The 19,399-nt window shown below is 27.6% G+C and carries 23 protein-coding genes; 17 read left to right on the top strand and 6 right to left on the bottom strand.

Annotated elements, in window-relative coordinates:
- Positions 1-3 precede the first annotated feature (3 nt).
- From Q3223_RS11150 to Q3223_RS11090, 13 genes are all read left to right on the top strand, one after another.
- Positions 4-705 (top strand): sigma-70 family RNA polymerase sigma factor, encoded by a 702-nt coding sequence (locus Q3223_RS11150; protein ID WP_054268826.1) that lies wholly within the window; start codon positions 4-6, stop codon positions 703-705.
- 15 nt (positions 706-720) lie between these two features.
- On the top strand, positions 721-1,143 hold the full coding sequence (locus Q3223_RS11145; protein WP_054268827.1) for a hypothetical protein: 423 nt from the start codon (positions 721-723) through the stop codon (positions 1,141-1,143).
- 5 nt (positions 1,144-1,148) lie between these two features.
- Positions 1,149-1,313, top strand: coding sequence for a hypothetical protein (locus Q3223_RS11140; protein WP_054268873.1), 165 nt, complete (start codon positions 1,149-1,151; stop codon positions 1,311-1,313).
- Positions 1,314-1,353: 40 nt separating this feature from the next.
- A complete protein-coding gene (locus Q3223_RS11135; RefSeq protein ID WP_054275671.1) occupies positions 1,354-2,127 on the top strand; it encodes a flagellar hook-basal body complex protein in 774 nt (257 codons plus the stop codon).
- A 20-nt stretch (positions 2,128-2,147) separates the two neighbouring features.
- Positions 2,148-2,909 carry a flagellar hook-basal body complex protein gene (locus tag Q3223_RS11130; RefSeq protein ID WP_167639670.1) on the top strand — a complete coding sequence of 254 codons (762 nt, stop codon included), beginning with the start codon at positions 2,148-2,150 and terminating at the stop codon, positions 2,907-2,909.
- A gap of 22 nt (positions 2,910-2,931) precedes the next feature.
- Positions 2,932-3,813, top strand: a complete 882-nt coding sequence (locus Q3223_RS11125; protein ID WP_054268830.1) for a FliM/FliN family flagellar motor switch protein — start codon at positions 2,932-2,934, stop codon at positions 3,811-3,813.
- Between the two features lie 2 nt (positions 3,814-3,815).
- Positions 3,816-4,190: a FliM/FliN family flagellar motor switch protein gene (locus tag Q3223_RS11120; protein ID WP_054275673.1), complete on the top strand. Its 375-nt coding sequence runs from the start codon at positions 3,816-3,818 to the stop codon at positions 4,188-4,190.
- Between the two features lie 31 nt (positions 4,191-4,221).
- Entirely contained in the window at positions 4,222-5,622 is a 1,401-nt protein-coding gene (locus Q3223_RS11115) for a tetratricopeptide repeat protein (protein WP_223195574.1), read from the top strand.
- Between the two features lie 114 nt (positions 5,623-5,736).
- Positions 5,737-7,677 carry a molecular chaperone HtpG gene (gene htpG / locus Q3223_RS11110; protein ID WP_219673468.1) on the top strand — a complete coding sequence of 647 codons (1,941 nt, stop codon included), beginning with the start codon at positions 5,737-5,739 and terminating at the stop codon, positions 7,675-7,677.
- A 299-nt stretch (positions 7,678-7,976) separates the two neighbouring features.
- Positions 7,977-9,107, top strand: a complete 1,131-nt coding sequence (locus tag Q3223_RS11105) for an iron-containing alcohol dehydrogenase (protein WP_167639674.1) — start codon at positions 7,977-7,979, stop codon at positions 9,105-9,107.
- 199 nt (positions 9,108-9,306) lie between these two features.
- Positions 9,307-10,329 carry a spore photoproduct lyase gene (splB, locus tag Q3223_RS11100; protein ID WP_074179331.1) on the top strand — a complete coding sequence of 341 codons (1,023 nt, stop codon included), beginning with the start codon at positions 9,307-9,309 and terminating at the stop codon, positions 10,327-10,329.
- A gap of 185 nt (positions 10,330-10,514) precedes the next feature.
- Positions 10,515-11,423, top strand: coding sequence for a helix-turn-helix domain-containing protein (locus Q3223_RS11095; RefSeq protein WP_243193871.1), 909 nt, complete (start codon positions 10,515-10,517; stop codon positions 11,421-11,423).
- A gap of 17 nt (positions 11,424-11,440) precedes the next feature.
- On the top strand, positions 11,441-11,857 hold the full coding sequence (locus tag Q3223_RS11090) for a DUF3788 domain-containing protein (RefSeq protein WP_407811990.1): 417 nt from the start codon (positions 11,441-11,443) through the stop codon (positions 11,855-11,857).
- 125 nt (positions 11,858-11,982) lie between these two features.
- On the opposite strand, the gene Q3223_RS11085 is transcribed toward Q3223_RS11090, so the two are convergent.
- Positions 11,983-12,591 (bottom strand): TetR/AcrR family transcriptional regulator, encoded by a 609-nt coding sequence (locus Q3223_RS11085; protein ID WP_054275679.1) that lies wholly within the window; start codon positions 12,589-12,591, stop codon positions 11,983-11,985.
- A 124-nt stretch (positions 12,592-12,715) separates the two neighbouring features.
- Here Q3223_RS11085 and Q3223_RS11080 point away from each other — a divergent pair, with 124 nt between their 5' ends.
- The gene (locus Q3223_RS11080) at positions 12,716-13,681 is read left to right on the top strand and encodes an aldo/keto reductase (RefSeq protein ID WP_243193873.1); all 966 of its coding nucleotides are present in this window, start codon (positions 12,716-12,718) and stop codon (positions 13,679-13,681) included.
- A gap of 120 nt (positions 13,682-13,801) precedes the next feature.
- Here Q3223_RS11080 and Q3223_RS11075 read toward each other — a convergent pair whose 3' ends face one another.
- Positions 13,802-14,194 (bottom strand): helix-turn-helix domain-containing protein, encoded by a 393-nt coding sequence (locus Q3223_RS11075; protein ID WP_243193874.1) that lies wholly within the window; start codon positions 14,192-14,194, stop codon positions 13,802-13,804.
- A 140-nt stretch (positions 14,195-14,334) separates the two neighbouring features.
- Here Q3223_RS11075 and Q3223_RS11070 point away from each other — a divergent pair, with 140 nt between their 5' ends.
- Positions 14,335-14,730 carry a pyridoxamine 5'-phosphate oxidase family protein gene (locus tag Q3223_RS11070; protein WP_074179328.1) on the top strand — a complete coding sequence of 132 codons (396 nt, stop codon included), beginning with the start codon at positions 14,335-14,337 and terminating at the stop codon, positions 14,728-14,730.
- A gap of 401 nt (positions 14,731-15,131) precedes the next feature.
- On the top strand, positions 15,132-15,338 hold the full coding sequence (locus Q3223_RS11065) for a hypothetical protein (RefSeq protein WP_054268889.1): 207 nt from the start codon (positions 15,132-15,134) through the stop codon (positions 15,336-15,338).
- 69 nt (positions 15,339-15,407) lie between these two features.
- Here the strand turns inward: Q3223_RS11065 and Q3223_RS11060 are convergent, their stop codons facing one another.
- The 4 genes from Q3223_RS11060 to Q3223_RS11045 all read right to left on the bottom strand — a co-directional run bounded on the left by Q3223_RS11060 (position 15,408) and on the right by Q3223_RS11045 (position 18,458).
- Entirely contained in the window at positions 15,408-16,778 is a 1,371-nt protein-coding gene (locus Q3223_RS11060; RefSeq protein WP_243193875.1) for an MATE family efflux transporter, read from the bottom strand.
- A 366-nt stretch (positions 16,779-17,144) separates the two neighbouring features.
- A complete protein-coding gene (locus Q3223_RS11055) occupies positions 17,145-17,354 on the bottom strand; it encodes a helix-turn-helix transcriptional regulator (RefSeq protein WP_054268891.1) in 210 nt (69 codons plus the stop codon).
- Between the two features lie 4 nt (positions 17,355-17,358).
- Positions 17,359-17,670, bottom strand: a complete 312-nt coding sequence (locus Q3223_RS11050) for a DUF6442 family protein (protein WP_243193876.1) — start codon at positions 17,668-17,670, stop codon at positions 17,359-17,361.
- Between the two features lie 221 nt (positions 17,671-17,891).
- Entirely contained in the window at positions 17,892-18,458 is a 567-nt protein-coding gene (locus Q3223_RS11045) for a sugar O-acetyltransferase (RefSeq protein WP_021382845.1), read from the bottom strand.
- Positions 18,459-18,769: 311 nt separating this feature from the next.
- Between Q3223_RS11045 and Q3223_RS11040 the strand changes: the two genes are divergently transcribed.
- On the top strand, positions 18,770-19,204 hold the full coding sequence (locus Q3223_RS11040; protein WP_021382863.1) for a helix-turn-helix domain-containing protein: 435 nt from the start codon (positions 18,770-18,772) through the stop codon (positions 19,202-19,204).
- Positions 19,205-19,399: the final 195 nt, after the last annotated feature.

Genomic DNA, 19,399 nt, shown 5'->3' with positions numbered 1-19,399 from the left:
TTAATGAATAGAGAAGAATTAATAAAAGAGAATATGCCTCTTGTAAAGAGTATAGCAAGAAAGTTTTTTATACCAGGGAAAGGCTTTGAATATCAAGATTTAGTAAATAGTGGAGTCATAGGATTGATTGATGCAATAAATAAATTTGATGTTGAAAAAGGAGCAAAGTTCTCTAGTTACTCCTATATAAAGATAAAATCTGCTATATTAGATGAAATCAGAAATCAAAGTCCAATTTCTAAACATAACTTAACAAAAGTGAATAAGTATAATAGAGTAATAGAAAAATTACAAGCAGAATTATTAAGAGAACCGACTTCACATGAAATTGCAAAAGAATTAAATATTTCAGAAAAGGAACTCAATGATATTGAGAGTAATATAGACATGTTAAATATTGTGTCATTAAACCATGTAATTTTTGAAGATACAAATGAAACTATACAAGATGTAATAAGTTATAGGGAGGAACATACTCCAGCAAATATAATAGAAGAAGAAGAAAAGTTAGATATTCTATCTAAAGCAATTAATAATTTAAGAGAAAAGGAAAAATTAATACTTTCACTGTACTATTATGAAGATTTAAATTTAAAGGAGATAGGAAAAGTGCTAGGTGTTTCAGAATCCAGAGTTTCACAACTCCATAGAAAGTCAATAAGAAACCTAAGAAATAAAATAAAAGAACTTAAATATTCTATATAGATGGTGATTGATGTGATGATACAAATTATATTAATAGTAGTGTCTATTTTGATAATAGTAACTATAATTGCAAATTTACATAAGGAATCAAAAAATAAAGATAACAGGTACTTTGATAAAATATTTGAGCAGGAATATGAGGCAAATGATAGATTGATAGTGCCAGAAAAAAGAAGATTTTTTTTAGATAAAGTGATTGCTGAAATAAGAAGTAATAATCATATGAAAGTTTATGAAAATTATAATCTAATAAAGAATGAGGCAGGAAAAAAAGCAGATATTTTTATAGAATCAAAACAGGAAATAAAAAAAGAAAATGAGCTATCTCTTAAAGTGAAACATCTTATAAATTCGGGTTATGATGATGTGGAAATATGCAAAATGCTAGATATCGGAAAGGGTGAGCTATCATTAATAAGGAGTTGTTACAAGATATAAGAACATTGTTGTTTGATAAAAAAGTACTTTTAGGAATAGGGATTGGTATATTAATATCAACTTTATGTATAATGCTTTTTAGCAATAATGATATGAGTAAAGCTGAGATAGAAAAAAAGGCAAGAGAGCTAGGTATGAAATATGCAAGTGAGATGAAGGTTTTAGAATAGATAATATTGTTGGATAATTTACAAAAAAGGAGGTCATAACGTGATAAGAGGATTATATACAGCAGTTTCTGCAATGATAACTAATCAACAAAAGCAAAATGTTGTTGTCAATAACTTAGCAAATATGGATACTAATGGATATAAGAATAAACTACTTCTAACTAAAAGTTTTGATGAATTACAGTTAGATAGTTACAATAATTATGTAAATGGAACTAAACAAAAGCAAGAAATAGGCAAGTTAAGCCCAGGTGTATCTATGGATGAAACTATCACAAATTTTAACCAAGGTCCTATAAAAACAACTGATAATAAAATGGATGTAGCCATCCAAGGTAAGGGATTTTTTCTAGTTAGTGATGCAGCTGGAAATCAATTTTATACCAGAAATGGTAATTTTAGAACAGATAATCAGGGTGACCTCATAACTAGTGAAGGATATTATGTACTTGGAACAAATACTGCAACTGGTGCTGTAGGACATATAAATGTTGGTAATAAAAAATTTGAAGTAGCAAAAGATAATACAATATCACTGGACGGAAATGCTATGTACAAATTTAATATGGTAGACTTTAATGACTATAATAAATTAAAAAAAGAAGGAGATAACTTGTATTCTGGAGGAGGAGCTATAAAGGCAAATAATGCACTTACAATACAGAGTGCAGTAGAGTCTTCTAATGTAGATATTGTGTCTGAAATTAATAACATGATGACAATATCAAGAGAATATGAGGCAAATCAAAAAATAATTCAAGCTATGGACTCTAAATTGGCAAAGATAGCAAGTGAGATTGGCTCAGTAAGATAGATAATAGGAGGTGAATTTTTATGTACACAATGTTTTATACTAGTAAAACTGCTTTATCAGCAAATCAAAGCAAATTAGATGTAATATCCAATAATATAGCAAATAATGATTCTAATGGATATAAAAAAATAAATATGGAATACTCTGACTTAGTAGATGAAGTACTAAACAGACCATCATATCCTACAAATGGTAAAGATATATCGACTGGAACTGGAGCTAAGGCATCAGCTCCTATGAGAAATTATGAACAAGGTGCATTGGCACCTACAGGTAGTAAGAGTGATTTAGCAATAGATGGAGAAGGATTTTTTAGAGTAATAAGAAAAGATGGAACATATGCATACACAAGAGATGGTGGATTTAATGTGGATGCTTTAGGTAAGATTGTAGATGCCAATGGAAATGTATTAGATGTTCAATTTGATGCAGGATATAACTATAATAATACAAATATAAATAACACAAACTTAACAGTTGCAAGAAATGGAGATTTAGCTGTAGATAATAAAAAAATAGGCAAAATCAATTTATATCAACCTATAGGAACTCAAAATTTTATCTCTGAAGGTGATAGTTTATTTGTTTCAACTGATGCAGCTCAGATTAAACAAGTTGATAAAGTTGATATAGTTCAGGGTTATAGAGAAAGGTCAAATGTTTCTTTACAAGATGAATTTGTTGACTTAATAGCCACTCAAAGAGCATTTCAGATGAATTCAAAAGGAATAAAGACAGCAGATGAAATGTGGCAAATAGCTAATAATTTAAGAGCTAAATAATTATGTAAGGTGAGGAATATTCATGTATGATATGAAAGATTATGATTTCGGCAAACCTCAGAGTTATTCAAGAGAAAATTTAACTTGTTTAAATTTTTTATTAGCTGAATTCTGTAAAAAATATAAAAATTATATAATTTATGAACTTAAGTGTAATTCTAGTATGGTAGTTGAGAGTATAGACCAAGTAAATTATCAAACTTTTTTAGATAAGGTAACATCTTCATGTATAGTAGTACAAAATTCGATGGAACCTATTATGAAAAACTTTTCTTTTAGAATAGATAGAAGTGTAGCTGATATGTGGATTGACGTGACAGCTGGAGGTAATGGGATTGTAAAAGACAATGACAGAGAACTTACGGAACTTGATAAGAAAGTACTCTTACATCTTATGGAAGATTTAGTAAGAAACATGCATCTATTTGAAGGCTTTGAAAATATACGAGTATTAGATACACATACACATATTAATTTACCTCAATTATGTTCTCCAACTGCACCTGTATGTGTAGTAGATTTAAAGGTGATAAATGATAATAAGTATATTGGTAGTGTTTCTCTTTGTTTCCCATATAATGCATTAGAGGCTATGCTGGAGAGTATTTCTGTTGTAGACTTTTTAGATATGGATGCAGGAGATAATTCAGACGAATTCACTAATAAAATATACAATAGTGTATCTAATATAGAGTTAGCAGTTATTGCAGAGATAGGAAAAGTATCGATTAATATTGAAGACTTACTCAAACTAGAGGTTGGAGATGTAATAGTAACAAATAAAAAAATAAATGATTATATAGATGTATTTGTAGAAAATTCAAAATCATACACAGCAACACCAGGTTTTATATCAAGTAAAAAAGGTGTGAAAATAAACGATGCTGTCAGAAAAGAGGTGTAGTTATGGATAATAGTAATCTTATTTCAGATGAAGAAGCAAAGATGTTATTAAATGATAAAGTTGAAAGTGAAATTGATGGAGATAATGAATTAGCTCTAGATGTCTCTGAAGCTAACAAAAATAATATACAAAGAATACTTGACCTTAAGTTAGAGTTATCTGTAGTTATAGGAAGAACAAAGATGAGTCTAAGAGACATTTTGAATCTAAATAAAGGTTCTCTTATTGAACTGGATACTTTAGCAGACCAAGATGTAGAAATATTAATAGACAATAAAGTATTAGCTTATGGAAAAGTAGTAGTAGTGGATTTGAACTTTGGTGTAAAAGTAACGAGTATAGTAAGTGAAGAGGATATGGTAAAATCTCTTGTTTAAAAACAACATTAATTAATACTTAAGGCATGAGGTGGTATTTATTTTAAACTTAAATGATATAAAAAAAGATATATTAAAACTCAATAAAAAGGACTCATGTGCTCTCTATAATAAATCTATTGATAATATAAACAATAATTACATATCGAGTGGATTAAAATTTTTAAAAGAAGCAAGAGATTTAAGGCCAGATGATGTGGATGTATTAAATCTCATAGGTCTTGTAAATTTACTAAAATGTAATTTTGATGAGTCTGTAGAAAGTTTCTATAAGAGTTTAATTTGTGAAAAAACTGCTCTGTGTGAAAAGTATATAAATATGCTTACATCTGAGGAGTTTTTAATTTTCTTTGAAAGATATAATCAGTTTATAAGAATGATAAACAAAGGTATGCATAAAGAAGCCATACAAGGATTCAAACTCATAACTGAGCAATATAGTGACTTAATAGAACCGTATGAGTTGCTTGCTTTACTTTATGAAAAGGAAGAAGAATATATAAAATTTGATGAATGTCTAGAAGTATTGAAGACTATTGATAAAGAAAATTATTTATTAAATCAAGAAAATGATACATTAGATATATACCATAATATTAACAGACAGGTTAAAATCAATGCGAATTTAGATGATTATAAGAATGAGCCTGTATATAAAAATATTAATAGTTCTAGGATTGATGGAACTAAAAATATGAATGAAGAAGGAAGCAAGGATAAAAAACAGAAAACTTCAGATTCTAATAAGAAAAAAAGTATTAGAAAAAACAAGTACATATACATAGCAATAATATTAGGGGTATTATTAATAGGACAAAATATATATAGTTCTTATAAGATGAATAATTTAACTAATAAAATATCTAAAAATAGTGGAACTGAAGATAGAGGGTCAATAGATTCTAGCTTGAATAAGAAAGAAATTAACAGAGAAGAAAATGAGGTTGCTGATAAGACTTCAAATACCAACAAGAGCGCTAAAAATATTAATAAAAATGATGTAAAATCCCAAGAAAATACTGTGGAAAATGAAAGTAATAGTGATTCTAATTTATTTACAGAGGATGAACTGATGTCAAAGGCAAATACATTAAAGTCAGAAAAGCAAACCAAATCTTCTATACAACTATATAAAAAGGTTGCAGATATAGGGGAGAATAAGGGAAATACATCAGAAGCAACTTATCAAGTTGCTATTCTTAGTGAAAAATTAAAAGACTATGATACTGCTGAAGAATATTATAAAATGTATGTAGAAAATTATTCAGAAAAAGATTCCTACTTTGATGAATCATATTATAACTTAGGTATGATGTATTATAATAAAGGAGATTTAAAAAATTCTAAATTAACATTAAAAAAATTAGTTAATAAGGTACCCAATAGCATGTATAATAATTCAAAAGTGAAAGAAATTTTGAAAGAAGAATAATTAAATTAGATAAGAAAAAGAAATTATTTTATTTTAAAATAATTTCCTTATAATATATTGACATACTATTTTAAAAAATTTAAAATATTAACTATAAAATGAGGAGGGATAAAAATGGAGTTTGAAAAAGGGAGTATTTCAATTCATACAGAAAATATTTTTCCTATAATTAAAAAATGGTTATATTCTGATAAAGACATATTTATAAGAGAACTTATAAGTAATGGATGTGATGCAGTAAGCAAACACAAAAGACTTGTATCATTAGGAGAAATATCAGAAGTTGAGCCATCAGATTATAAAATTACAGTATCTGTAAATAAAGAGGAAGGCACACTTAAATTTATTGACAATGGAATTGGTATGACTGAAGAAGAGATAAAAAAATACATAAATCAAGTTGCTTTTTCAGGTGCTGAGGATTTCTTTAACAAATATAAGGATAAGATGGAAGAATCAAATGACATAATAGGTCACTTTGGATTAGGATTTTATTCTGCATTCATGGTGTCTAAAAAAGTGCAAATAGACACACTTTCATATACAGAAGAAGCAACTCCAGTAAGATGGATATCTGAGGGTGGTACAGAATATGAGATATCTGAATCAGATGCTAGACATGAGAGAGGAACTACTATAACATTATTTATTGATGATGATAGTAAGGAATTCTTAGATGAATTTACTGTAAGGGGTATAATAGATAAGTATTGTTCTTTCTTACCAGTAGAAATATATTTAGAAGATGTTGAAAGATTAGAAAGAGAAGCTAAGGAAGCAGAAGAAAAAGTTAAAAAGCAAAAGGAAGAAGGAAAAGAAGAAGAAGTTATAGATGCAAAGGTAATTGAGCCTTTAAATGATACTAATCCTCTATGGCTAAAATCTCCAAAAGATTGTACTGATGATGAATACAAAGAGTTTTACAGAAAAGTATTCCATGTATTTGATGAGCCTTTATTCTGGATACATCTAAATGTAGATTATCCTTTTAACTTAAAGGGTATACTTTACTTCCCTAAACTAAAAAATGAGTTTGAATTGACAGAAGGAAAAGTGAAATTATACAACAATCAAGTATTTGTAGCTGATAATATAAAAGAAGTTATACCAGAATTTTTACTTCTATTAAAAGGTGTAATAGATTGCCCAGATTTACCATTAAATGTATCAAGAAGTTTCTTACAAAATGATAGAGATGTAAGTAAAATCTCTAAACATATAATTAAAAAAGTAGCTGACAAGTTAAAATCTCTTTGTAAAAATGAAAGAGAAGAATACAATAAGTTTTGGGATGATATACAAATATTTATTAAATATGGTTGCTTAAAAGATGAAAGTTTCTATGAAAAAGTAAAAGAATGTATATTATTTAAAACTATTAATGATGAATATATAACATTACAAGATTATCTAGAGAAATGTAAAGACAAGCACGAAAATAAAGTATTCTATGTAAGTGATAAGGAACAACAATCACAATACATTAAACTATTTAAAGAATATGATTTAAATGCTGTTGTATTAAACTCATCAATAGATACTCACTTTATTTCATTTATGGAATATAAAGAAAATGGTGTTAAGTTTAATAGAATAGATGCAGACCTTTCTGATGTATTAAAAGACAAAAATGAAAATAAAGATAGTGAAGAAAATAAAGAAGAAATAGCCAAGATAGAAGGTCTATTTAAAGAAGCTGTTGGAGAAAGAGTTAAAAATTATTCTGTAGAAGGCTTAAAAAACGAGGATACTCCAGCTATGGTATTAGTATCTGAACAATCTATCAGAATGGCAGAAATGCAGTCAAGATTTGCTGGAATGGATTTAGGAATGAACTTCGAGGAAGAGAAAACTCTTGTGATAAATGAAAATAGCCCAATTATTAAAAAATTAGTTTCTCTTAAAGATAATGAAGAAAAGAAAGATAAAGTTGCACTTATTTGTAATCAGATAGCAGATTTAGCTTTACTTTCTAATAAAGAATTAAAACCAGACGAATTAGACTCATTTGTTCAAAGAAGTAATAAACTTATGAACATGTTAATAGAATTGTAAGATTAAATATATTAAAGTAAATTTATAAAAAATATCTAATATTATGAGAAGAGTTATTTTAAGATAATTGAAATTATCTTAAAATAACTCTTCTTTATTTTTTATCTTTGATTAAAGTTTCAAATATTTAAATAGATTACAATTAAAAATTGAATTTGGTTAAATAGAGATAACTTGATATAGTATAAAATAATACATATAATTAAGTAAAAGATTGTTTTGTAATTTATGTTTTAATACATAATTACGTTGTGTTGAAAAATAAAATTATTACTAAAGTAGAAATAGGAGGTTTTGGCATGAATTTTAATTATAATTTACCAGTAAACATATTATTTGGGAGAGGTAGAATCAATGATGTAGGAAAAGAAGTATCTAAATATGGTAAAAAGGTGTTAATTGTAACTGGCAAAAATAGTACAAAGAAAACTGGATTACTTGATAAAACAATAGACTTACTAAAAGATTCTAAAATAGAATATGAAGTTTTTGATAAAGTAGAACAAAATCCTCTTATAACTACTATATATTCAGGTGTAGAAATTATAAAAGCAACTGGATGTGACTGTGTCTTAGGTCTTGGTGGAGGAAGTATAATGGATGCTGCTAAGAGTATAGCTTTCTCTTATAAAAATCCAGGAGATTTAAATGAATATATATTTGGAATCAGACAAGGAGAAGAAGCTTTACCTATAATTTTAGTTCCAACTACATCAGGTACAGGTAGTGAGGGGAATTGTTTTGCAGTGCTTACAAATTCAGAAACCAAAGATAAAAAATCCATAAAAAAGAATAGTATGTATGCAAAGGCATCAATAATTGACCCAGAACTTATGGTTACAATGCCAAAACATATAATTGCATCAGTTGGATTTGATGCACTTGCTCATAATATGGAAGCATATCTTTCTAACGGAAGAAATTCCCTTGCAGATGTACAAGCTATTTATGGAATTGAGCTTATATCAAAAAATTTAGTAAGAGTATATAATAATGTAGATGACCTAGAAGCATGGGAGAAAATAACACTTGCAAGCACTATTGGAGGAATGACAATTGGTACAGCAGGGACAGCCTTACCACATGGTATGGAACATCCTGTAAGTGGTCTTAGAGATGTAATGCATGGAAAAGGACTTGCAGCTTTGACTCCAAGCATTGTAGAAAGTTCATGGGATAGTGACATCGAAAGATTTGGAAATATATCAAAAATATTAGGAGGAACTTGTGCAGAAGATTGTTCAGATGCAATTAGAAATTTCCTTAAAAAAATAGATTTAGATATAAAACTAACTGATTTAGGTGTTGAAAAATCAGATATAGATTGGTTAACTGATAATTGCATGAAGATATCGGCTGCAAATATTAAGAGACATCCAAAAACTTTTAATAAAGAACAAATAAAAGAAATATACTACAAGTCTCTTTAACTTAACATTATACATTTAATTTTAGATAAATACATTTATTATCAGTAAGAAACTCATAAATAGTAGTGTACATATAGGAAATTAATCTTAAATTTTTATTTTACTTTCTAATAAATAAAGGTGCTTAAAAAAGGGAAGATTAACTAAGTAATATTTTATAAAAATCTTCATTTAAAAACTTTGAGTAGAGGTGAAATAAATGTTTAATCCCAAAAGAATAATATTTGAAAAAGGAACTTTAGATACTGATGTTGGAAAAAACATATATGATAAATTTAAAGATAAAAAAGATGTAGAGATAATTAATATATCATCAAATAGAGTCAAGGAACATATTCCAGGTGAAAATCTATACGAGCAATATAGGAGTGGAAAACAGACCATGGTAGTTGGGATTAGAAAAAGCATGAAGTTTCAAACATGTAAACCTTCTGCTAATTATCAACTACCACTTGTCAGTGGATGTATGGGAAGATGTGAATATTGTTATTTAAACACACAACTAGGTGATAAACCCTTTATAAGGGTATTTGTAAATATAGATGAGATACTTGAACAAACAAAGAAGTATATTGAAGATAGAAAGCCACAAGTTACTATATTTGAAGGTGCAGCTACATCAGACCCAGTTCCAGTAGAGCCGTATACCAATTCATTGAAAAAAACAATAGAGTTTTTTGGAAGAGAAGAAAAAGGAAGATTTAGATTTGTTACTAAATACAGTGATGTAGATAGTTTATTGGATGCTAAACATAATAATCATACAGAAATACGATTCAGTATAAATACTCCTAGGATTATAGAAGGACATGAACATTATACAGCATCTGCTAATAAAAGAATAGAATCAGCTGTAAAACTTGCTAAAGCTGGCTATCAGATTGGTTTTATAATAGCTCCTGTATTTCTATATGAAGGTTGGAAAGAAGAATATAGAAGCCTTATTAGAAACATAAAAGAAGCACTACCAAAGGATTTTGATGGAAAAATTATATTTGAAGTTATATCTCATAGATATACTACTAAAGCTAAAAATAGAATATTAGAAATTTATCCAGACACATTGTTGCCAATGGAAAATGAAGATAGAAAGTTTAAATATGGTCAATTTGGATATGGAAAGTATGTATATGATAAAGAACAAATAGACGATATGAAAGAGTTTTTTCATAAGGAAATAAATGAAGTATTTGAAAATAGTTTAATAAAATATATAATATAGCAAATCTTTAAATTAGATTTGCTATATTTTATGTTTATATGTATTTTACATTTACTTAAAAAGTGATAAAACTCAGTATCATCATACAAAAAATTAAAAAAGGCACTGTATATCAAGAACATTTTTTTTAGTTTTGATAATATAAAGGTATAAGATTAATAACAATATTAGGAGGTACTTATAACTTGCATGCATGGGAATCTATTCAAATCACATTAGACTTAATAGAAGAAAGGTTATCAGAAGGAATCTCAATTAATGAACTGGCAAATGAAGCAAACCTATCACCATTTTACTATCAAAGACTGTTTAAAAGATTAGTCAATAAAACAGTGATGGAGTATATAAAACTTCGACGTCTTGCAAAAGCTTCTGAACATTTAGCAGAATATAAGAATCGTATACTTGATGTAGCTTTAAATTTTGGATTTGAAAGTCATGAGACATTTACACGTGCTTTTAAAAAAGCATATGGATTAACGCCAGAGGAATATAGAGCAAATCCAGTAAAACTTAATCAATTTGTTAAGCCAGAATTAATTTTAAATTATATTATGGTTGATGAAGGTGTACCACTTATTGCAGATGATATAGTAATTGAAGTAACTCGCAGAAGATTGAGGAATCCAAGGTCTTTTATTGGAATAGAAGGAGAAATACCTATTTGCCAGTTGATAGGTGGTGAGACAACTGGTATTGCGATAGCAAAGGAATTATGGATGAAACTTGGAAGTCAAAAACACAATATACCAAATAAAATCCCAGGTGGAAATGAATTTTCTGCTCTTTATATGGGAAGTGCAAAAGAAGGGAATTGTATGTATATGGCAGGTATAGAAGTGGAGCCAGGTACATTGGTAGAAGGATATAGTACCTTTGAGTTACCTGCTAAAGAATATTTAGTATGTGGATTTGAAGCAGAAAATTTTAATGAGTTGGTAGATTCAGCTGTTTTTAAAGCAGATAAGTTTATGGAACGATGGATGAAGAATCATAATTTAATGGCCACTGATTTTGCGATTGAGATGTATTATCCTTCTACACCTGAAGTGGCATATATGGAGCACTGGACTGTTCCAGTACCTATTGAATAATAGAAGGGGGTATGAATATGGATTGGCAAGATATGTTTTTTCAAGATAACAAACCAACACCTGAACAAATCAAAGAGTTTATCAATAATCCATTATGGGACAATCTAAATAATGCTTTGACTTCAACTTATGATGTAGAGCCTAAGCTTGAATATAGTAAATGTTCAATGCAAAGAGGTTGGAATGTAAAATACAAAAAAAGGGGTAAATCATTGTGTACTTTATATCCACAAGAAGGTTCCTTTAAAGCTTTAGTTATTGTAAATGAGAGTAATAGAGTGGAAGTTGACTTATTTATTAATACTTGTTGTGATTATATCAAACAAATATACAGTGAGATAGATTTTTTTAATAGTAGTAAGTGGTTAATGATTCAAATAGATAATATATCTGTATTGAATGATGCACTTGAACTGATTAAATTTAGAGCTTAATACATAAAACAGGATGACTTATATGAGCATCCTGTTTTTATATTAATTTTAGTAACTTATATGAATTAAATTAGTTTTTGTATCTTAATTTTTCATAATATTATATAACTTGAATTTACTAAGTATTATTTAAACTGATTTGATATAGAACTTAAATATATATTTTTTCCTTTATCAGTAAGGAACATAAAAATAATGCTCCATAAACAGTTTAGAGTACTTTCTATACTATCATGTTCATCAAGTTCTTTAGTACCAACAGGTTTATATATAAGTATTGTCAAAATACATTCAATAATGTTTTCTATTTGGTTAGGCATAGTACATTCCTGAACTAAATTAGAGTTTTGTAGATTGATGAAGCTTTCTTTTAAAAACTGCTTAAGTTCTTTTATAAAATCAAGCTGAAATCTATATATTTTAGGGCTTATTTGAGATAATTGGTCATAATGTTTAAAATAGTATGCATTCTCATTTTGAATGTTTAGTGAATTTAAAAATAAATTATTTAAATCCTGTAAGGATTTAGGCATGTCTATTTTTTTATAGTTTTTATGTTTGTATTCAACTACCTCTTCAATCAAATCTTCCTTTTTTTTAAAATAATAAGTTAAGTTACCTACACTCATTCCTAAAGCATCAGCAACGTTTCTCATAGATACATTGTTATAGCCATATTCATTAAATAAGTCACGAGCTTTAATTAAGATATCCACTTTTGTTTGTTTTGCCATATTGAATCCTCCAATAAAAATTTATAATAACATTTATTTGACATTTTAGTACATTCGTACTACAATGTCAAGTAAAGTACGAGTGTACTAAAATAATATTTGTGTTATATTAGGAGGTCTTACAATGAGATACAAAAATGATAATTTAGAACTTTATAAAATTGGACTAGGTTGCGGAGGTATGGTAAACCTTGACAATAAAGCTGAGAATATAGCCACAATACATGAAGCTTTAGATAGTGGTATCAATGTGTTAAACACAGCTGACTTTTATGGAGCAGGTCAAAGTGAGATGATAATAGGTGAGGCTCTTAAAGGTAGAAAAAGAGAAGATGCATTTGTATCTGTAAAAACAGGGGCTCTTGTTGCACCTAATGGTCAAATGTATGGTCTTGATGTCAATCCTTTTAATATAAAAAGTCACGTTGCACAGACTCTTAAGAGATTAAATTTAGATTATATAGACCTTTATCAACCTGCAAGAATAGATTTGGCTATACCAGTAGAAGAGACTATTGGAGCTATTTCTGACTTAGTAAAAGAAGGATACATAAAACATATAGGTATTACTCAAGTTGGTGAAGATATTTTAAGAAGAGCTAATAAGGTTCACCATATAAGCTTTATAGAAGCTGAATATTCTTTATTTAATAGAGATATAGAAGAAAAGATATTACCAACTGCTAGAGAATTAGGAGTAGGGGTTGTCGCTTTTGGGGCTCTTGCTCATGGTCTTTTAAGTGGAGTATGCTCAAAATCTAATGCTCAAAGATATAAGTGGATACCTTTATTCTCTGATGAGAATATAGAGAGAAACCTTGAACTTGTAGAGAACTTAAGAGAAATAGCAAATGAAAAAGAAGCTACTATTCCACAAATAGCTCTTGCATGGGTTTTATCAAAAGGCGATGATATTATAACCTTGGTTGGAGCATCAAGAAGAGTTACATTATTAGATTCTCTAAAAGCTAAAGATATTAAATTGAGCGATGAAGATATAAGAAGGATTGAAAATGCCATAGACAAGAATAAAATTTTAGGTGCAAGTTTTCCAAATATGAGATTTAAGAATGGCAAGGTAGTTAAGTAGGGCAGTATTCATATTTAAGTTTTAAGCCACTCTGTATAATGTGAACTGTCTCCTAAGAGGGGTATAGTTCATAAAAGAGTGGCTTTTTGTAATCAATTAAATAAACTAATATACTTCAATTTATTTTATTTTTCGACATTCCTTACAATTAAGTCCACATATGCTTTTTTCTTGCATATTTATAGCTCCCCAATTAGCAAATTGTTGTAAAATAGGTACAATACTTTTGCCTTTACTTGTCAATGTATATTCAACTTTTGGAGGAATTTCATTATATTGTTTACGATTAATAATACCATCAGACTCTAAGTCTTTTAATGATTGAGCTAGCATAGTGTTTGTAATTCCATTTAGTTTTCTTTTTATGCTACTATATCTAATCGGATTATCAACTGCCAACATACATATAATAGGTAATTTCCATTTACCACCAACGATATCTAGTGCATAACGTATTGGACAGGTTAATTCTTCAATCTTTGTAGTTGTATTTTTTTCATTATCTAAACTCATTATAATTACTCCTTATCTATAGTAGTATCTTTTTTATACTTTATCAGAAAAAACTGCATACTTGTTTTTTTTGTATTTTATATTAAAATTATATCAAAGGATAATCCTTAATACAAGTATTTAAAAGGGGTGTAAAAATTATGAAAGTATTAGAGTTTTTGAACAAAGCAGGAGTTTATTATTTAGCAACAGTTGATGAGAACAATCAAGCGCATGTGCGTCCTCTAGGATTTGTTATGGAATATGATGGGAAACTTACATTTTGCACATCTAATCAAAAAGATATGTTTAAGCAACTTATTTTTAATCCAAAGCTTGAGATTTGTTGTATAGACCAAAAACTTAATACTCTACGTATTTTGGGTGAAGCAGTATTTGTTACATCAAAAGAAACACAAGCTAAGGCACTTGAAATAATGCCAAGTCTAGGTCAGATGTATTCTGTAGGAGATGGTAAGTTTGAAATATTCTCTATTGATAAGGCAAAAGTTAGTTGCTGTTCAATGAGTGGTAAAAAGATTGATGTAGAGCTTTAATTATAATGGAATTGATATCCATAGTGAAAATAAAGAAAACGTTATTACTAAAATAATGACAAATTTAACTTAGATGCAATAAAAAAATTTAAGTAATGAATTTGTAAAAATATTTAGTTATTAGATTTATATTTCAACAATGACATATTGTGTTGAATAATTACATAATAAAAATAAGAACAATTAAAATTTATTTTCTGATGGAGTAAACTTCCTTTAAAAAATAGTTTAACTATTAGCGATTTTTCTTAAATATGAATAAAATATGAAAATTATAAAAAATTGCTACTTATTATTTGTATATTTTTCTATATAAATAATAAGTAGCATGACGTTATAAATTAATAGTGATAGAATATAAACTAATAGATAAGATATAATTTTAAAAGGAGTGATATGAAGTGAGTAAATATAGTTCTTTATGGGAATATGTCAAGAAATCTGGTAATCAATCATTTAAATTAAATTTTGAAGAAATAAAAGATATTGCAGGGATAGAGATAGACCATTCGTTTTTGAAATATAAAAAAGAATTAAATGAATATGGATATCAAGTAGGAAAAATCTCTTTAAAAGAGAAGACTGTTATTTTTAATAAAATTGATTAATATATTAATAATTACATATAATAAAATAATTTGTATTGACTAACATTAAAATTAAAAATAAAGTAAATCTTATATAAGACTTACTTTATTTTTAGTTGATTCTTTTTTTAGTTTTATACTATAAGGTATATATAAAACTGCACCTATTAAAAATGTTATAATTTCTGTTACTGTCATAGACCATATTAGCCCATCAAGTCCATAAAAATAGTTAAGCAATATTACTATAGGTATATACAATCCACCTTGGCTTATAGACATTATACCTGTTTCGATGCCTTTTCCTGATGCTTGATATATTGTCATAAATAAGGATGTAACTCCATTGAATAAGGCAGATACTAGCATAGCTACCAATACATAAGTTCCTATTTCAATAACTGATGTATCAACTGAGAATGTTTGTATTACTTGAGTTCTAAATATATAAACAACTCCTGAAAATACAACTGCGATTACAAATATGAATAAAGCAGAATACTTTATACTTTCTTTTAAACGAGGTATATTCTTATTAGAGAAATTATATGCTATAAGTGGCATTACACCTAAAACAATACCCATAACAAAGAATTCTGGAATTTGAGCAATTCTAAGTGCTATACCAAAACTAGCAACTATGTTATTTCCATATTGCATAGAGTAATTATTGGATAATAGTGTAGTCACAATTAAGAAAGAGCATTGGATTAATTGGGATACACCAACTTTATATATTTCAACTTGGCTATTTATGCTGATTTTTATGTAATGTAAAAATCCTCTAAGGTTCTCGCTTTTAACATTTAAATACCAAACATAATAAGCACTAGATGCAATATTAGAAAGTATCATTGATAATGCAGCACCATACACATGCATATTAAGAACTAGTATAAATAAAACATCTAATATGATACTAACTATTACACTTACAAACATACCATACATAGATTCTTTTGATGCACCTTCAGACCTTACAATTTGCTCAAGAGAGAAGTTCAATACAATAGAGAATCCACCAACAAATAGTGTAATCGCATATTGTTTTGTATATTCAAATGTAGCCATATCAGAACCTAATAATTTAACAATAGGATTCATTAGTAAGTAGCCAATTAGACCTATTAATAGACCCGTTATAATACTTGCATAAAAAGTATATCCAGCAATTTTTTTGGCTTCATCACTATTATTTTGTGCAATTAGCCTAGTTATGAATGTACTGCCACCAACACCAAACATATTTCCAAAAGCCATTAGAATTGTAAATATAGGGAGTCCCAATGTTATTGCACTAAGCATAGCTGTGTCATGAACTAATCCTATAAAGTAGGCATTAATTACATTATAAATAGTTCCAGCTGACATTCCTATCATCATAGGAATAGATAAATAAAGAATAGTTTTTTTTATTGGTTCTTCTTTTAAATATTTAATATTTGATTTTTCATTTTCCATGTTATCCTCCTAAATAATATAAATTATAATGATAAGGCACCTTATGAAATATATTATACAGGTACCTTAACAATTTTGCAACATATTTCTTAAGGTACCTGTATAATTGCGCTATATTTGGGTAATATATAGACTTAAAATTGAGTTTTTTTTAAAACAGAAGAGGCTCTAATAAATATGGAATATAAGGTATTAAGGAGATGGATGAGACTTTAAAATAAATAAAAGAGTAAAGTGATAAGATAATAAATATCTAATCATTTACTCTTTTATTTATTTATATAAATCTTTTTATTTTAAATTTTGGAAGTTGATAATATATATAATGACTACAGTTTCTTTTATATTTTATGGCTACAATAGATTTTATTCAAAGTAAAATAAATCTTCAAATTTTTTATCTAGAGCTATACATAAGATAAGTGCTAATTTTGCTGTTGGATTAAATTGACCTGTTTCTATTGAACTAATAGTATTTCTTGACACACCAACCATTTCAGCTAGTTGACTTTGAGATAATTTTTTCTCTGTTCTTACTATTTTTAAGTGATTTTTTAATATTAATTCTTCATTCATATGCTTACCTCAATGATGATAAAACAAAATTAGTCAATGAGAATATAGTTGTAATTAAGAAACCAATAGCCAAAATCAAATTCTTTTTTTCATATGTGAATTGGTATTTTGCTATATTTTCAGCAAGACCAAATGTCCAAAATAAAGCAGATACTGCATCACTCTTTTGTCCAATAAAGGCGTTAAATATTACAATGAAAGCGAAGACACATGTGAAAATTGAATATCCTATTTTTCTACCTTTATTTTCAATGTACTCTAATCCTTCATCTTTATTGGATTGACGACTCTTACTTAAGATTTCTTCTTTATTCATATGAGACACCTCCTAATTAGATGCCAAGTTTACTTGGTATTTTAATTATATCATGCCAAGTTTACTTGTCAAGAACTTTGACAATAAAACTTGGCATAAATATGATATTAATCAATAAAAAAAGACAAACTTAATTAAATTAAGAATGTCTTTTTTTATTGAAACACTATAATAATATTCTATTAATCCAACAACTAAACTTCAACTTAGAATCTAATAATCTAACATATATTCTTTATTATCTTAGCAGGTACACCTGCAACAACAGTATTTGGAGGTACATCTTTTGTGACTACTGCTCCTGCTGAAACAACAGCATTTTCACCTATTGTAATACCTGGCATAATCATTGCTCCTGCTCCTAACCAAGCATTCTTCTTTATAACTATAGGTGTAGACACAGTGGAATGCCTTTTAGATGGTTCTAAAGGATGATTTATTGTTATAAGATTTACTTTAGGTCCAATAAGTACATCATCTTCAATCGTAATGCCACCTCTATCCATAAATGTACAGGCATGATTAATAAATACATCCTTTCCAACTCTTATATTTTTTCCAAAGTCTGTGTAAAATGGTGGTATTAAATATAAGCTTTCATCGACTTCAACACCTGTAAGTTTAGAAAATAATTTTCTTATTTCTTTTTTAGTATGATACGAGTTATTTAGCTCAGCAGTTATTTTTTTAGCCCTTTCTATTACATATCTTATTTTATCCATATCTGGGTCAGAATCTGAAATTACTTCGCCAGATTTGTCTCTCTCAAATATATCTATATTACTCATAAATTTCCTCCTATTGATTTTACTTACAAACTGTACAATATCTCTATGTAAAACTCATTATGTTTACTCAACTCTTAAATAGAGTATACTACTTGGAGTTAACTACAACACAAGCCTTTTTTATTATTTAAGAATAAATAATTAATTTTTATCAAAAAATCTATAATTAAATATTAATATTGTTTATATAGAATGTTTCATTATGTATGTAAACTAAAGTTTACATATTTCAAACCTTACTTTGTAGAACAGTTGAGTTTAATACTTTATAATTGAAATATAATTATTTTAAATTGAAAGGGGCTTAATATATGAATTTAGGAGACAAGATTACAAAACTAAGAAAGAAATATAATTATTCTCAAGAATTGTTGGCTGAAAGACTAAATGTATCTAGACAAACTATTAGCAAGTGGGAATTAGGGCAAGCTAAGCCAGACTTAGAAAATATAAAAAATATATCAAAGCTATTTAATATTACTTATGATTACTTGATTGATGAAAGTAATTTATGTTCTAAAGATATAACTGATAATATTAGTAAGGATGTTGACTGGACAAAAGCATGGAGCTCTAAGTATCCTATTTTAGAAGCATATGTTGATATAGAGGGGATAGAAAAGTATCAAATAGCTATTGAAGAATTATATTCAAGATTTGAAAAAGAATACAAGATGAGCAATGAGAATAATGTACTTATATTAAAAGATATTTTATACAAGGCGTTTAAAAAGCATGATAAATAAAAACTATATTTGGATATATTCATCTGTGGTTTTGTATAAAAATGTGGAAATAATTGGGATAAATAAAAAATTATATAAATTAAATTTAAAAATATATTTAAGCAGGTATCTAAGATCCCTGCTTATTTGTTTCTCTATGGTTGATTTTTTCATCAAAAGTCAACTTTAAATCGCTTGTTAGGTTCATGGATTTAA

The sequence above is a fragment of the Clostridioides sp. GD02367 genome, assembly GCF_045900275.1.
GTDB classification, from domain to species: Bacteria; Bacillota; Clostridia; order Peptostreptococcales; family Peptostreptococcaceae; genus Clostridioides; species Clostridioides difficile_A.
Note: the sequence above shows the minus strand (reverse complement) of the source record. Positions and strands in the feature narration are given on the sequence as shown.

Coding starts and splice junctions, on each gene's coding strand:
- Q3223_RS11150 (WP_054268826.1), top strand. CDS start 4: ATGAATAGAGAAGAATTAATAAAAGAGAATATGCCTCTTGTAAAGAGT.
- Q3223_RS11145 (WP_054268827.1), top strand. CDS start 721: ATGATACAAATTATATTAATAGTAGTGTCTATTTTGATAATAGTAACT.
- Q3223_RS11130 (WP_167639670.1), top strand. CDS start 2,148: ATGTACACAATGTTTTATACTAGTAAAACTGCTTTATCAGCAAATCAA.
- Q3223_RS11125 (WP_054268830.1), top strand. CDS start 2,932: ATGTATGATATGAAAGATTATGATTTCGGCAAACCTCAGAGTTATTCA.
- Q3223_RS11120 (WP_054275673.1), top strand. CDS start 3,816: ATGGATAATAGTAATCTTATTTCAGATGAAGAAGCAAAGATGTTATTA.
- htpG (WP_219673468.1), top strand. CDS start 5,737: ATGGAGTTTGAAAAAGGGAGTATTTCAATTCATACAGAAAATATTTTT.
- Q3223_RS11105 (WP_167639674.1), top strand. CDS start 7,977: ATGAATTTTAATTATAATTTACCAGTAAACATATTATTTGGGAGAGGT.
- splB (WP_074179331.1), top strand. CDS start 9,307: ATGTTTAATCCCAAAAGAATAATATTTGAAAAAGGAACTTTAGATACT.
- Q3223_RS11090 (WP_407811990.1), top strand. CDS start 11,441: ATGGATTGGCAAGATATGTTTTTTCAAGATAACAAACCAACACCTGAA.
- Q3223_RS11085 (WP_054275679.1), bottom strand. CDS start 12,591: ATGGCAAAACAAACAAAAGTGGATATCTTAATTAAAGCTCGTGACTTA.
- Q3223_RS11080 (WP_243193873.1), top strand. CDS start 12,716: ATGAGATACAAAAATGATAATTTAGAACTTTATAAAATTGGACTAGGT.
- Q3223_RS11075 (WP_243193874.1), bottom strand. CDS start 14,194: ATGAGTTTAGATAATGAAAAAAATACAACTACAAAGATTGAAGAATTA.
- Q3223_RS11070 (WP_074179328.1), top strand. CDS start 14,335: ATGAAAGTATTAGAGTTTTTGAACAAAGCAGGAGTTTATTATTTAGCA.
- Q3223_RS11060 (WP_243193875.1), bottom strand. CDS start 16,778: ATGGAAAATGAAAAATCAAATATTAAATATTTAAAAGAAGAACCAATA.
- Q3223_RS11055 (WP_054268891.1), bottom strand. CDS start 17,354: ATGAATGAAGAATTAATATTAAAAAATCACTTAAAAATAGTAAGAACA.
- Q3223_RS11050 (WP_243193876.1), bottom strand. CDS start 17,670: ATGAATAAAGAAGAAATCTTAAGTAAGAGTCGTCAATCCAATAAAGAT.
- Q3223_RS11045 (WP_021382845.1), bottom strand. CDS start 18,458: ATGAGTAATATAGATATATTTGAGAGAGACAAATCTGGCGAAGTAATT.
- Q3223_RS11040 (WP_021382863.1), top strand. CDS start 18,770: ATGAATTTAGGAGACAAGATTACAAAACTAAGAAAGAAATATAATTAT.